This window comes from Rhizobium sp. P43, assembly GCF_056730705.1.
Genome location: NZ_CM161539.1, coordinates 2,097,261 through 2,111,513, shown reverse-complemented (window position 1 = coordinate 2,111,513; position 14,253 = coordinate 2,097,261). Strand labels below are relative to the sequence as shown.

Genomic DNA, 14,253 nt, shown 5'->3' with positions numbered 1-14,253 from the left:
ATCGTTTGTGTCTTTTAAGCAACGTCCCGATTTGGTCACGGCTATGCCACAAACAATTCACATTTCGGCTCTTCCATTTCCTCAATTTGTATTCATTTAGAAGCTCGGAACGGACAAGTAATACCCACTAACGTTCAGGCCGCCGTTGGTTCTTAGTGAAGTGCGGCCCGGAACCGAAAGGAGACAAACATGCGTACCCTCAAGATCATGCTTCTGGCATCCGCCACCTCTGTCGCCGCTTTCTCCGCCCAGGCAGCCGACGCCATCTTTCAGGCACCGGAAGCCCCGGCAGCTGCTGAATCCTTCTCGGCACCGGCAGGCAACTGGTCGGGCGCTTATGTCGGTGGTGGTCTGACTTATGACTTCGGCAAGTTCACCAACTCGACCAACGGTCGCGACGCCAAGGACCTCGGCGGCACCGTTTACGGCGGTTACAACATGCAGAGCGGTTCCATCGTATACGGTGGTGAAGCCGACATCAGCTACAATGGCGAAGAAGGCAATGCTGGCACCCAGGCTGGCGTCGCTGGCGGCCTGACCGGCACCCAGGGCGTCAACGGCTCGATCCGTGGCCGCGTCGGCTACGACCTGAACCCCTTCATGGTCTACGGCACGGCCGGTCTGGCTGTTGCCAACCACGAGCTGTCTGGCGCCGGTACCGATGACGAGAAGCTGGCTGCCGGTTACACGGTTGGCGCCGGTGTCGAAACCTTCGTCACCGACAACATCACCGCCCGCGTCGAGTATCGTTACAGCGACTACCAGAAGCGCGACTTCAACCTTGGCGGCTCGACCATCTCCCGTGGCTTCGACGACCATTCGGTCAAGGTCGGCATGGGCGTGAAGTTCTGATCCACGCGATCGAGAAATGCGGAAAAGCCGGGCATCGTCCCGGCTTTTCCATTTTGAATTCAGCTTTGGCAGGTCAGGCTTTCGGGCGCAGAGCAGGATAGGGCTCAAATGCCTTGGCAAACTTTGCGGGCCATTCGGTGAGCGCCGCGCGGCCATTCTCCCACTCGCCGGGGAACCTTAGCATGAGATATCCAAGCGTCGCGGCGAGCGCGAAATGCCCGGCATGCAGCTTCTTGCCGATCTTCGGCAAATGCTTGTCGAGATGGTCAAGGCTGCGATTGATCTTGGCCCATTGCCGATCGATCACATCCTGGCTGACCAGTTCCGGCGGGCGGAAACGCTTTTCATAGACGATGGCCAGCAGGCAGTCGCTGATGCCGTCAGCCAGCGCCTCCAGCACATCCGCTTCGGTCCGCTTTTCGTCCTTCTTCGGATAGAGACGCTTGTCGGACGCACGATGCAGATACTGCATGATCGCGCGGCTGTCGAAGATCGCCATTCCGTCATCGGCAATCAGTGTCGGGATCTTGCCAAGCGGATTGGCATCTATGAGTTCCGGCGGGTTTTCCGCCGTGTTGACCCTGATTTCTTCCAGTTCGATGCCGAGATGGCGGGCCGCCATGCGGACCTTGGACGAATAGGGCGAGGCGGGCGCGAAGAGCAGCTTCATGACGGTTTCCTGTGGCTCTTGTTGCGGATATCAACGGGTAGGCGGGATGGTAATCTCGGAGCGACGGCAGGATCGGCTATCAACCTCTGCGCAAGAACGGAAGCCGAGCGACCGGTCGAGGCAGATCCTGACTTCATCGACTCTCTCCCTATCACAGGTCACCGCCACTGCCGAGCGGGTCAGCCCCGGATTGCTGCGAATGAAGGCCGCCTCGATAGCCTCGGGCGACGTGCGGCTTTGCCGGTCAACATCGGCCAGTTCGTCGGGAATGCGAATTTTATCATGGGCTTGGCGCACAAGCTTGAAGTAGTCGCTCATACCAAGGCCGGAGCAGGAGCCATGTTTGCGCCATTGATGGCCGATCAGCCCCATGCCGGGCATGATGTCCATGACGGTCTGGCCGATCCGCTCGGGCACACGGCTGCCCTCCGGTGTCGGGCAATTCTCCGGCCAGCCCTTTTCGTTTTGCGGCCAGAGGCCATGCACGACCCAGGCGAAGTCCTTGCCTGCACCGCACTGGTCGCGGTTGCGACCGGCCGCCTCGCTATCGCAGAAGGTCGGGGACCAGGAGAGCGCCAGAACATAGAAATCGAAGCCGCTGCCCTGCGTGCCCGTGGAGGCCGGCGCGTCAGGCGCCTTCGGCTGCGTCGCCGAGGTATCGAATGCGCCCGAGGTTGTTGACCGCTCTGCCGCGTTGTTGGGCGGCAGAAAGCTGTAGACAACGGAGGCCGCGAGCAGAAGACCGAGAGCGTATAGACCGGTATAGCGTCCCATCCAGTGCCTCTTTCACTCTTCGCCGCGCAGCCAGAAGCAGCGATGCGACGCATAGCGATCCTGCGCCATCAGTCGTTTGAGCTCCGGCAGGACTAGATGCATCTCGTCCTTCAGCGTGAAGGGCGGATTGACGATGATGAGGCCGGTGCCAGACAGTCCTGTCTGGTCGCGGTCGCTCTTCACATGGAGTTCGGCGCAGAGCATTTTCGGAATTTCCAGCGCCTGCAGCGCCTCGTGGAATTCCTTGATCGGCGCGCCCTTCTTGATCGGATACCAGAGGCAATAAACACCATTGGCAAAACGCCGATGTGCCTTGGCGAGACCATCCACCAGCCGCTCATATTCGCCTTCCTTCTCGAAGGGCGGATCGACCAGCACGATGCCGCGCTTTTCCTTCGGCGGCAGATGCGCATTCAAGGTCAGCCAGCCATCGAGTTCGGTCACGCGCACCTGGAAATCGCCTTCAAACAGGCGCGACAAGGCCCGAGAATCGTCAGGATGCAGCTCCATCGCAGACAGCCGGTCCTGCGGGCGGAAAAGGTCCCGGGCGAGTTTTGGCGAACCCGGATATTTCTGCAAGGAACCGCCAGCCTCGCGGTCAGGATTGAGAGCCTTCACCGCGTCCAGATAGGGCGCCATGATCTCGGCAACCTTTTCCGGCAGCTCCGCATCGATTACCTTGCCGATGCCTTCAAGCCATTCGCCGGTCTTCTGTGCTTCCTCCGAAGAAAGGTCGTAGAGCCCGATCCCGGCATGGGTATCGAGCACGCGGAAGGCCTTGTCCTTCTGCTGCAGATAGACGATCAGCCGCGAGAGCACGAGATGCTTCAGGACATCGGCAAAATTGCCCGCGTGATAGATGTGGCGATAATTCATATGCGGTTCCGATGGGAGCTATGATTTGTTCGAATGGGGCTTTTGAGCGTTCCGGCCATGGCCTATAACCGGCCCATGAACATTCAGAGCCCCATCCGAAACCGGTCGCTCGGTCATACGGCCTGTCCGCATGACTGTCCATCCACCTGCGCGCTTGACGTCGAACTGACCGAGGACGGCCGGATCGGCCGTATGCGCGGGGCGACCGGCAACAGCTATACGGCTGGCGTCATCTGCGCCAAGGTCGCGCGCTATGCCGAGCGGCTCTATCATCCTGACCGCCTGATGAAGCCGGTGCGCAGGGCAGGGGCCAAGGGGGCAGGGCAGTGGCAGGATGTCACCTGGGAAGCCGCCCTCGACGAGATCGCCGACGCCTTCGTCAAGGCCGAGCAGCGACACGGATCCGAAGCCGTCTGGCCCTATTTTTACGCCGGCACCATGGGCCTCGTACAGCGCGATTCCATCGAGCGCCTCCGCCACGCCAAGAAATACTCCGGCTTCTTCGGCTCGATCTGCACCAACATGGCCTGGACAGGCTATGTCATGGGCACCGGCACGCTGCGCGGGCCCGATCCGCGCGAGATGGCCGTCTCCGATTGCGTTGTCATCTGGGGCACCAATGCGGTCGCGACCCAGGTCAATGTGATGACCCATGCGATCAAGGCGCGGAAAGATCGCGGCGCAAAGATCGTCGTCATCGACATCTACGACAATCCGACGATGAAGCAGGCCGACATGGCCTTGATCCTCAAGCCGGGCACGGATGCGGCGCTCGCTTGTGCTGCCATGCACGTCGCCTTCCGCGATGGTTACGCCGACCGCGAATACATGGCGAAGTACGCCGATGATCCGGCAGGCCTCGAAGCGCACCTCAAGGACAAGACGCCGGAATGGGCGTCTGCCATAACAGGCCTCTCGGTCGAGGAGATCGAGGCCTTCGCCCGCCTCGTCGGCCAGACGAAAAAGACCTATTTCCGCCTCGGCTACGGCTTCACCCGCAGCCGCAATGGTGCTGTCTCCATGCACGCAGCCCTGTCGCTCGCAACCGTGCTCGGCGCCTGGCAATACGAGGGCGGCGGAGCCTTTCACTCGAACAGTGACATCTTCCAGCTCAACAAGGCCGAGCTGATGGGCACTGGTATGGTCGACCCTGAGATCCGCATGCTCGACCAGTCGCAGATTGGCCGCGTGCTGACAGGGGACGCCGAGGCGCTCCGCCATCGCGGTCCGGTCGACGCGCTGATCATCCAGAACACCAATCCGGTGAATGTCGCGCCTGAGCAGCGGCTGGTAAAACAGGGCTTCCTGCGCAACGACCTTTTCGTTGCCGTGCACGAGCAGTTCATGACCGAGACGGCTGATATCGCCGATATCGTGCTGCCCGCCACGATGTTCGTCGAGCATGACGACATCTATCGCGGCGGTGGCCAGAGCCACATCCTGCTCGGCCCCAAGCTCGTCGATGCGCCGCCCTTGGTACGCACCAATCTCTTCGTCATCGAGGAACTGGCCAAACGCCTCGGCGTCTCAGATCGCCCCGGCTTCGGCAAAACCGAACGCCAGCATATCGAACACATGCTTTACATCAGCGGCAAGCCGGATTTCGACACGCTGCTCGAGGACAAGTGGCTCGACTGCCAGCCGGCTTTCGACGACGCCCATTATCTGAATGGCTTTGGCCATCCGGACGGCAAGTTCCGCTTCAAGCCGGACTGGGAAAATACACCAGCCCCGAACAAGCCGCCGGGAAGGCTCGGCTCGCTCGGGCCGGTGAAGCAGCTTCCTGTCTATCCCGATCAGGTCGACCTGATCGAAGTGGCCGATGCCGAACATCCGTTCCGGCTCGCGACCTCTCCGGCCCGCAACTTCCTCAATTCCACCTTCGCCGAGACCAAGACCTCGCGCGACAAGGAGGGGCGTCCGGAGGTCATGGTGAACTCCGCAGATGCCTCAAGCCTCGGCCTCGCTGATGGCGATGTCGTCCAGCTCGGCAATGTCAGGGGCGAGCTGCGCATCCATGCGAAGATCACCGATGCCGTGAAGCCGGGCGTGCTGGTGGCCGAGGGCCTCTGGCCGAACAAGAGCCATCTCGACGGTGAAGGCATCAATGTCCTGACCGGTGCCGATCCGGCAGCTCCCCATGGCGGTGCCGCCTTCCACGACAACAAGGTCTGGATGAGAAAAGCCTGAAGACATGAGCATTTTCGACAAGGCCCGGATCGCGATCCTGGAAGACAAGACGCTGTGGAAGGGCTGGAGCCATCTGCGCGGCATCACCTTCGATTTCTTTCGCGAGGGCAGGGCACCCCACCGCCTCTCCTGGGAGGTCTTCGACCGTCGCGAGGCTGTCGGCATCCTGCTGCACAATGTCGAACGCGACACGGTGACCCTTGTGCGGCAGTTGCGAATTCCGGCTTATCTGATGGGCGACCACGCCTATCTGCTGGAGGTTCCGGCGGGCTTCATCGACGAAGGCGAGGAACCCCTGCAGGCCGCCCAGCGTGAGGCGCTGGAAGAAACGGGTTATGTCGTCACCAAAAGCTCCAGCGCCTTCGCGGCATACATGTCGCCGGGCTCGGTCACCGAGAAAGTTCATTGTTTCTACAGCCCTGTGACGGACGCGGATCGCGTCTCGGCGGGCGGCGGGCTGGACGATGAGCAGGAGGATCTCGAAGTGGTCGAGCTTCGCTTTGCTGATGCTCTCAGGATGGTTGAAACAGGCGACATCGTCGACGCCAAGACCATCATGCTCTTGCAATGGGCAGCATTAAACAGAAGGTGACGCGAAAGGTCAGGCGCTGATGAGCCGCGCGCCAGCATCCGTTCCCGAAGCGAGCCGTTCGACGCTTCCGTCAGCGCGCATGGCGACGCCACCCGATGCGACCAACCTGAGCGCCGTGGCATAGGTCTGGTGCTCCACGGTCAGCACGCGGGCCGCCAGCGTCTCCGCCGTATCATCAATGAGGATCGGCACCACGGACTGTGCGATCACAGGGCCCTCATCCATGCCTTCGGTAACGAAATGCACGGTGCAGCCGGCGACCTTCATGCCCGCGTCGATCGCCCGCTGATGGGTGTGCAGGCCCGGGAAGAGCGGCAGAAGGGAAGGGTGGATGTTGAGGATCCGGCCCTCATGCGGTCGAATGAAGTCACCCGACAGCAGGCGCATGTATCCGGCAAGGCAGATCAGGTCCGGACCGATCTCTGCAAGCGCGGCAAGGATGGCCGCCTCGTGTTCCGCTTTAGAGCCATAGGCCTTGCGTTCGAAAACGCGTGTCGGAATGCCGAGTGCCTCAGCCTTGGCAAGCCCGCCGGCCTCAGGCTTATCGGAAAAAACGGCGACGATTTCGGCCGGATAGTCGGCCGCCTCGCAGGCCTTGGCCAGCGCCAGCATGTTCGACCCGCCGCCGGAGATGAAGGCGACGACGCGTTTGCGTGGTCCGCTCATAGGGCGAGCGTACCCTTGTAGGTCACGCCATGCGCACCCTCTTCGCGGGCAATCATGCGGCCGAGACGGGCGACGGTTTCACCCTCGGCTGCCAGCACCTTGGTCACCTCATCCACCTTGTCGGCGGAGACGACGACGATCATGCCGATGCCGCAGTTGAAGGTGCGCAGCATTTCATTCTGGGCAACGCCGCCGGTCTTGGCGAGCCAGGAGAAGACGGCGGGAACCTGGAAGGACGAAAGATCGATCTCGGCGGCGAGATGCTTCGGCAGCACGCGCGGGATGTTTTCCGGGAAGCCGCCGCCGGTGATATGGGCGAGCGCCTTCAGTGACTTGGTTTCCTTGATCGCCTTCAGAAGCGGCTTCACATAGATGCGGGTCGGGGTCAAAAGGGCGGCGCCCAGCGACTGGCCCTCGGCAAAGGGCGCCGGCGCATCCCAGGCGAGGCCCGAGAGTTCGACGATCTTGCGCACCAGCGAGAAGCCGTTGGAATGCACGCCTGAGGAGGAGAGGCCGAGGATGACGTCGCCTTCTGCAATGTCACCTGCCGGCAGCAGTGCGCCGCGCTCGGCAGCGCCGACGGCAAAGCCTGCGAGGTCATAGTCGCCCTTGGAATACATGCCGGGCATTTCAGCGGTCTCGCCGCCGATCAAAGCACAGCCCGCCTCGCGGCAGCCGGCAGCAATCCCTTGGACGATCGCCGCACCCTGATCGGGGTCGAGCTTGCCGGTGGCGAAATAGTCGAGGAAGAGCAGCGGCTCGGCGCCCTGCACGACGAGATCGTTGACGCACATGGCGACAAGGTCGATGCCGACGGTGTCATGGATATTGGCGTCGATGGCGATCTTCAGCTTGGTGCCGACGCCGTCGTTGGCGGCGACCAGGATCGGGTCCTTGAAGCCGGCGGCCTTGAGATCAAAGAGGCCGCCGAAACCGCCGATCTCGCCATCCGCGCCCGGGCGGCGGGTCGACTTCACGGCCGGCTTGATCTTCTCGACCATCAGGTTGCCCGCGTCGATGTCGACGCCCGCATCGCTATAGGTCAACCCGTTCTTGCCAGCCTGGCTCATGCCTGCCTCCGATCCTGCGAGAATTTCGGCTGGCCATGGCATGAAGAGGCGTCTGATGCAAGCTGGGAGCCGGAGAAGTGCGCGATTTCCCGGCCATTCTCGGCTCTGATCCCATCTTCTCGCTGCCGAACCGGCTGCAGTTCTTGACCAAGGCTTCTGCGGTAACCTATCTCCTGTTACGGCGTTGCAGCATGCAGAGATTGCCGCGCCAGGCGCACAACTTCAAATCGGAGACGGGACATGGCTCGCTACATCAGTGGAATTGGCCTCCGCCGCCAGGTGATTTTCTGGCTCCTGACGCTTGCGGCATTCATCGCCTTCCTGATGCTTTTCTCCTCGGTGCTGCTGCCCTTCATCGCCGGCATGGCGCTCGCCTATTTCCTCGATCCGGTCGCCGACCGGCTGGAGCGGATCGGTTTGAGCCGCCTGATGGCGACCATCCTGATCCTCGTTTCCTTCGTCGTCGTCTTCGTGCTCTCGCTGATGATCATCATCCCGGTGCTCGTCAGCCAGCTCAACGACTTCATTGAGCGCGTGCCGGGATATGTGACCCAACTACAGACGTTCATCGCGACCTCGAATGCCTCCTGGTTGCCGGATTGGGTCGACGGCCAGATGGGCACGATCCGGGAGAATTTCTCCCGCTATCTCGGCGAGGGCGTCGGCTTTATCGGTACGCTGATCGAGCAGATCTGGAATTCCGGCAAGGCGCTGCTCGACATCGCCTCGCTGCTCGTCATCACTCCCGTCGTCGCCTTTTACCTTCTGCTCGATTGGGATCACATGATCGAAAAGGTTGACAGCTGGGTGCCCCGTCACCAGCTCGCGACCGTCCGCCAGCTTGCGACCGAACTGGACAACACGATCGCCGGCTTCGTGCGTGGGCAGGGTTCGCTCTGCCTGATCCTCGGCATTTTTTATGCCATCGCGCTGTCGGTGGCCGGTCTCAATTTTGGCCTCTTGATCGGCTTCTTTACCGGCATGATCAGCTTCATTCCCTATGTCGGCTCGACCGTGGGTCTGCTCCTGTCCCTTGGCGTGGCTATCGTGCAGTTCTGGCCGGATTTCATCTGGGTCGGTGTGATCGCCGCGATCTTCTTCCTTGGTCAGTTCATTGAAGGCAATATTCTGCAGCCAAAACTCGTCGGCAAGAGTGTTGGCTTGCACCCGGTATGGCTGATGTTCGCCCTCTTCGCCTTCGGTGCACTGTTCGGCTTCGTTGGCGTGCTCGTCGCCGTTCCCGCTGCCGCGGCGATCGGCGTCCTTGTTCGCTTCGCCATCTCGCGCTACCTTCAGAGCGATCTCTATTACGGAACGCCGGCCGCGGTTGCGCCGTCTTCCCCCGCTGTGGGCGAGATCGCACCCCCTAGCTCCAGAGACGTGCCCGAGGCATGAATGAGTGACGCCAAGATGGCTTCCGACAAACGGGGGGCCGCCCAACAATTGCCGCTCGCCTTCGAGCATGGCGCCGCAACCGGTCGCGAGGATCTCCTCGTTTCCGAACGCATGGCGGCGGCTGTGTCGATTGTCGATGCCTGGCCCGACTGGCCATCGCCGGTCGTCATCCTCACCGGACCGGAAGGCTCCGGCAAGTCGCATCTGGCCCAGATCTTCCGCGATACGGCCGGAGCAACCGATATCGTGCCGAAGTCGGGCGAGGGGGCCTCGCAGGCTGCGGCTATCGGTCCTGTTCTCTTCGAGGATGCCGATCGCAAGGGCTTTGACGAGGTTGAACTTTTTCACGTCATCAATGCGGTGCGCCAGCACGGCAGGACCTTGCTGATCACCTCGCGCAGCTTCCCGCCGTCCTGGAATGTCGCGCTGCCGGACCTCAATTCGCGGCTGAAGGCGGCAACGGTCGTCGAAATCGGCGCGCCCGACGAGGAACTGCTCGGCCAGCTGATCACCAAACTCTTTGCCGACCGACAGCTTTACATCGATGACAAGATCGTCGGCTATATCGTCAGCCGCATGGAGCGTTCCTTTGCGGCCGCCCAGGTGGTCGTCGATCGCATGGACAGGCTCGCGCTGGCGCGCCGCGCCAAGATCAGCCGCAGCCTGGCCGCAGAGGTTCTCGAAACGCTGGAGGCGGCAGACATCCGCGAGTAGCCGTCACAGATCTGTCGCTAAACTGTTATAATCGGCAGCAACGATAACCAAGGGGCGAATCATGGACAGCGCAGTACAGGGCACGGATGGCGAAACCGGTGTGGAGGTCGCGCCCGCCGAGGATCTGCTGACCAGCCCCCTGCGCTTCATCAATCGCGAATTCTCCTGGCTGCAGTTTAACCGTCGCGTGCTTGAGGAAACGCTCAACACCGCCCATCCGCTTCTGGAGCGTGTCCGCTTCCTGTCGATCTCGGCGGCCAACCTCGACGAATTCTTCATGGTCCGCGTTGCCGGTCTCGAAGGTCAGGTGCGGCAGGGCATCGCCATCAAGAGCCCCGATGGCAAGACGCCGGCCGAACAGCTCGACGACATCCTGAAGGAAATCGACAATCTGCAGATGGAGCAGCAGGCTTCGCTCGCCGTCCTGCAGCAATATCTCGCCCAGGAAGAAATCCTCATTGTCCGCCCGGCGGCCTTGTCGGAAGCGGATCGCAACTGGCTGGAAACCACGTTCGAGGAGTCGATCTTCCCGGTTCTCACACCGCTTTCGATCGACCCGGCGCATCCCTTCCCCTTCATTCCCAATCTCGGTTTCTCCATGGGCCTGCAGCTCTGCTCTAGCCGCACCGGCGAGCCGATGACCGCGCTCCTGCGCCTGCCGCCGACGCTGGACCGTTTCATCCGCCTGCCGGATGAAGGTGTGACGATCCGCTTCATTACGCTGGAAGATCTTGTTGGCCTGTTCATTCACCGGCTCTATCCGGGCTACGAGGTCAAGGGCTTCGGCACCTTCCGCATCATCAGAGACAGCGATATCGAAGTTGAAGAAGAGGCCGAAGATCTCGTGCGCTTCTTCGAAACGGCGCTGAAGCGTCGCCGCCGCGGCTCCGTCATCCGCATCGAAGTCGACTCGGAAATGCCGGTGGCCTTGCGCCAGTTCGTCGTTCATGAACTTGGCGTGCCGGATAATCGCGTTGCAGTTCTTCCCGGACTGCTTGCGCTGAACACCATCTCCGAAATCACCAAGGCGCCGCGCGACGACCTGCGGTTCGATCAGTACAATGCCCGCTTCCCGGAGCGTGTGCGCGAGCATGCCGGCGACTGCCTGGCCGCGATCCGCGAAAAGGACATGGTTGTCCACCACCCCTATGAGAGCTTCGACGTCGTCGTGCAGTTCCTGCTGCAGGCCGCCCGCGATCCGGACGTTCTCGCCATCAAGCAGACACTCTACCGCACCTCGAACGACAGCCCGATCGTCCGCGCCCTGATCGACGCGGCGGAAGCCGGGAAATCCGTGACCGCGCTTGTCGAACTCAAGGCCCGCTTCGACGAAGAGGCGAACATTCGCTGGGCCCGCGACCTCGAGCGCGCCGGCGTCCAGGTCGTCTTCGGCTTCATCGAACTCAAGACACATGCCAAGATGTCGATGGTCGTGCGCCGCGAAGACGGCAAGCTCAGGACCTACTGCCACCTCGGCACCGGCAACTACCACCCGGTGACGGCGAAGATCTACACGGACCTGTCCTTCTTCACCTGCAATCCGAAGATCGCCCATGACATGGCGAATGTCTTCAATTTCATCACCGGCTATGGCGAGCCGGAAGAGGGCATGAAGCTTGCGGTGTCGCCCTATACGTTGCGCCCGCGCATCCTCAAGCACATCCGCGAGGAGATCGAGCATGCCAAGGCCGGCCGGCCGGCCGGCATCTGGATGAAGATGAATTCGCTCGTCGACCCCGAGATCATCGATGCGCTCTACGAAGCGAGCCGGGCGGGTGTCGATGTCGATCTGGTGGTGCGCGGCATCTGCTGCCTGCGCCCGCAGGTGCCGGGTCTGTCCGACAATATCCGCGTCAAGTCGATCGTCGGTCGTTTCCTTGAGCACAGCCGCATCTTCTGCTTCGGCAACGGCCATGGGCTGCCCTCGGAAAAGGCGCTCGTCTATATCGGCTCGGCCGACATGATGCCGCGCAATCTCGACCGCCGCGTCGAGACTTTGGTGCCACTCATTAACCCCACCGTGCATGAGCAGGTCCTGTCCCAGATCATGCTGGGCAATCTGATTGACAATCAGCAGAGCTACGAGATATTGCCCGACGGTACATCACGGCGAATTGAAGTGCGACAGGGTGAGGAACCTTTCAACGCCCAGCACTATTTCATGACCAATCCGAGCCTGTCCGGTCGCGGAGAAGCCCTGAAATCAAGCGCACCGAAACTGATCGCCGGTCTGATATCCGGTAGGAAACGATAATTCTGGTACCTCATGACAAGATCTGAAGCGCAGGGGCGTCTTCCCGGTATCGCCCCTGTCTCCGTTGTCGACATCGGCTCCAACTCGATCCGCCTCGTGATCTATGAGGGTCTGTCCCGCGCACCGACAGTGCTCTTCAACGAGAAGGTCCTCTGCGGCCTTGGCAGGGGTGTCGCGACGACCGGCCGGATGGACGAAGACGGTGTCGAGCGCGCACTGGCAGCGCTGCGCCGCTTCCGCGCACTGTCCAACCAGGCCCAGGCGACGCGCATGTATGTGCTGGCGACGGCTGCCGCCCGCGAAGCCTCCAACGGCCCCGACTTCATCCGCCGCGCCGAAGAGATCCTCGGACACGAAATCCAGGTCCTGACCGGCGAGGAAGAGGCGAAGTATTCCGCCCTTGGCGTGGTCAGCGGCTTCCACGATGCCGACGGCATCGCCGGTGACCTCGGCGGCGGTTCGCTGGAACTCATCGACATCAAGGGCAAGGGCTTCGGCCAGGGCATCACGCTGCCGCTCGGCGGCCTGCGCCTGTCGGAAAGCGTCGAGGGTTCGCTCATCAAGGCGAGAGCCCTGGCGAAGAAGCTGGTCGGGGATGCATCGCTGCTGAAGAACGGGCAGGGGCGCACCTTCTACGCCGTTGGCGGAACCTGGCGCAACATTGCCAAGCTGCATATGGAGATCCGCAAGTATCCGCTGCACATGATGCAGGGCTATGAGCTGCCCTATGACGAGATCGCCTTCTTTCTGGAGGAGATCATCTCGGGCGCCAACAGCCGCGATCCCGCTTGGTCGACCATTTCCAAGAGCCGCCGCAACCTGATCCCCTTCGGCGCCGTCGCCATGCGGGAAGTGATCGAGATCATGCAGCCGAAGAGCGTCTGCTTCTCGGCGCAAGGCGTGCGCGAAGGCTATCTCTATTCGCTGCTGCTGGAGGAAGAACAGGCGCTCGATCCGTTGATCGAGGCTGCCGATGAACTCGCCATCCTGCGTGCCCGCTCGCCGGAACATGCCCGCGAGCTTGCCGACTGGACCGGCCAAATGATGCCCTTCTTCGATATCGAGGAAACCGAAGAGGAAAGCCGCTATCGCCAGGCCGCCTGCCTGCTCGCCGATATCAGCTGGCGTGCCCATCCGGACTATCGCGGCCTGCAGGCGCTGAACGTGATTGCCCACTCCTCCTTCGTCGGCATTACCCATCCGGGCCGCGCGTTCATCGCGTTGACCAACTACTACCGCTTCGAAGGCCTGCATGACGACGGCCAGACCGGCCCGCTCGCAGCGATCGCCACCGAGCGCCTGCTGGACCGGGCAAAGCTCGTCGGCGGCATGCTGCGCGTCGTCTACCTCTTCTCGGCCTCCATGCCGGGCGTGGTGCACAACCTGACATTCCGTCGCTCCGCCAATCCCGATCTCGATCTCGAATTCGTTGTCCCGAAGTCCTACAAGGACTTCGCCGGCGAGCGTCTGGACGGTCGCCTGATGCAGCTGTCGAAGTTGACGGGCAAGCGGCTGGCCTTCGTCTTCGAATAGGAGCGCAAACGCACTCCTGCCCACCCAACTCTTGCTTTGGCGATGGCGATTGCCGCCATGTGAGGGGCGGGCTACAAATCTCCAAAATTTACAGCCTTGATTGGAGAGGGTGTCATGGCGGTCAGCAGCAATCCCAAACAAGGACCGCTTCCCGCAGCGATCCGCAAAATGGCGCTGGCCTTGGCGCTGGCCACCTCGCCGTTGATCTTCCCTGTGCCTCAAGTGAACGCCGAAGAGGCGCGTATATGGATGGGGGAGACGCAGGAGGGTGGGGCCGTGCTCCTCTACGGCATGCCACAGACGGATGATGTGCCGGTGAGCTTCCGCTGTGAACTGCCGGCACGCCATTTTATCATGACGCTTTCGCTGGATCCGGATTTCGAACCGAAGAGCGGCACGGTGAAGCTGACGGTGACCGCGCCGCCTGCCGCCGATCAATTGGTCGTCGATGCGGACATCCAGTTTCTGGAAGAGATGGAATTGACATTCCTCGAAGCGCGCCCAGCCTTCGATGCCGCCATCGCCAGGATGCTGAAGCAGGGAACCGAGCTGAAGTTCACCATAGGCGAGAAGACCTTTGCCTATCCGCTGACCGGGGCGGCTGAAGCCATGCGGCCAGTTGAGGCGGCCTGCGCCAAGCCGACCTGATCTCTCACGCGCCCCCCGC

General features: G+C 61.8%; 13 protein-coding genes. 8 read left to right on the top strand and 5 right to left on the bottom strand.

The genetic code is table 11. The features are described from left to right. Positions 1-189: 189 nt before the first annotated feature. On the top strand, positions 190-852 hold the full coding sequence (locus tag AC1PUL_RS10480) for an outer membrane protein (protein WP_480468307.1): 663 nt from the start codon (positions 190-192) through the stop codon (positions 850-852). A 73-nt stretch (positions 853-925) separates the two neighbouring features. Here AC1PUL_RS10480 and AC1PUL_RS10475 read toward each other — a convergent pair whose 3' ends face one another. Genes AC1PUL_RS10475 through AC1PUL_RS10465 form a run of 3 tightly spaced genes read right to left on the bottom strand, consistent with a single transcriptional unit; the run spans position 926 to position 3,172 of the window. Further along, on the bottom strand, positions 926-1,522 hold the full coding sequence (locus AC1PUL_RS10475) for a glutathione S-transferase family protein (RefSeq protein WP_480468306.1): 597 nt from the start codon (positions 1,520-1,522) through the stop codon (positions 926-928). A gap of 30 nt (positions 1,523-1,552) precedes the next feature. Beyond that, positions 1,553-2,296 carry a ribonuclease T2 family protein gene (locus AC1PUL_RS10470; RefSeq protein WP_480468304.1) on the bottom strand — a complete coding sequence of 248 codons (744 nt, stop codon included), beginning with the start codon at positions 2,294-2,296 and terminating at the stop codon, positions 1,553-1,555. A gap of 12 nt (positions 2,297-2,308) precedes the next feature. Beyond that, positions 2,309-3,172 (bottom strand): 23S rRNA (adenine(2030)-N(6))-methyltransferase RlmJ, encoded by an 864-nt coding sequence (locus tag AC1PUL_RS10465; protein WP_480468302.1) that lies wholly within the window; start codon positions 3,170-3,172, stop codon positions 2,309-2,311. A gap of 33 nt (positions 3,173-3,205) precedes the next feature. On the opposite strand from AC1PUL_RS10465, the gene AC1PUL_RS10460 reads away from it, so the two are divergent. Both AC1PUL_RS10460 and AC1PUL_RS10455 read left to right on the top strand, forming a co-directional pair. Next, the gene (locus tag AC1PUL_RS10460; RefSeq protein WP_480468300.1) at positions 3,206-5,362 is read left to right on the top strand and encodes a molybdopterin-containing oxidoreductase family protein; all 2,157 of its coding nucleotides are present in this window, start codon (positions 3,206-3,208) and stop codon (positions 5,360-5,362) included. A gap of 4 nt (positions 5,363-5,366) precedes the next feature. Continuing rightward, the gene (locus tag AC1PUL_RS10455) at positions 5,367-5,954 is read left to right on the top strand and encodes an NUDIX domain-containing protein (protein WP_480468298.1); all 588 of its coding nucleotides are present in this window, start codon (positions 5,367-5,369) and stop codon (positions 5,952-5,954) included. A 9-nt stretch (positions 5,955-5,963) separates the two neighbouring features. On the opposite strand, the gene purN is transcribed toward AC1PUL_RS10455, so the two are convergent. Continuing rightward, the gene (gene purN, locus AC1PUL_RS10450; protein WP_480468296.1) at positions 5,964-6,620 is read right to left on the bottom strand and encodes a phosphoribosylglycinamide formyltransferase; all 657 of its coding nucleotides are present in this window, start codon (positions 6,618-6,620) and stop codon (positions 5,964-5,966) included. Continuing rightward, complete coding sequence (gene purM, locus AC1PUL_RS10445) at positions 6,617-7,690, bottom strand: phosphoribosylformylglycinamidine cyclo-ligase (protein WP_480468294.1); 1,074 nt, start codon at positions 7,688-7,690, stop codon at positions 6,617-6,619. The genes purN and purM overlap by 4 nt, the downstream gene beginning before the upstream one ends. A 240-nt stretch (positions 7,691-7,930) precedes the next feature. On the opposite strand from purM, the gene AC1PUL_RS10440 reads away from it, so the two are divergent. The 5 genes from AC1PUL_RS10440 (at position 7,931) to AC1PUL_RS10420 (ending at position 14,234) form a co-directional block, all read left to right on the top strand. Further along, positions 7,931-9,085 carry an AI-2E family transporter gene (locus AC1PUL_RS10440; protein ID WP_298462163.1) on the top strand — a complete coding sequence of 385 codons (1,155 nt, stop codon included), beginning with the start codon at positions 7,931-7,933 and terminating at the stop codon, positions 9,083-9,085. Further along, entirely contained in the window at positions 9,086-9,799 is a 714-nt protein-coding gene (gene hdaA / locus AC1PUL_RS10435) for a DnaA regulatory inactivator HdaA (RefSeq protein ID WP_480468291.1), read from the top strand. It begins immediately after the preceding gene. Between the two features lie 61 nt (positions 9,800-9,860). Next, positions 9,861-12,053, top strand: coding sequence for an RNA degradosome polyphosphate kinase (locus tag AC1PUL_RS10430; protein ID WP_480468289.1), 2,193 nt, complete (start codon positions 9,861-9,863; stop codon positions 12,051-12,053). A 12-nt stretch (positions 12,054-12,065) separates the two neighbouring features. Beyond that, positions 12,066-13,586 carry an exopolyphosphatase gene (gene ppx / locus AC1PUL_RS10425; protein WP_480468288.1) on the top strand — a complete coding sequence of 507 codons (1,521 nt, stop codon included), beginning with the start codon at positions 12,066-12,068 and terminating at the stop codon, positions 13,584-13,586. 114 nt (positions 13,587-13,700) lie between these two features. Next, complete coding sequence (locus AC1PUL_RS10420; protein WP_480468286.1) at positions 13,701-14,234, top strand: hypothetical protein; 534 nt, start codon at positions 13,701-13,703, stop codon at positions 14,232-14,234. Positions 14,235-14,253 lie beyond the last annotated feature (19 nt).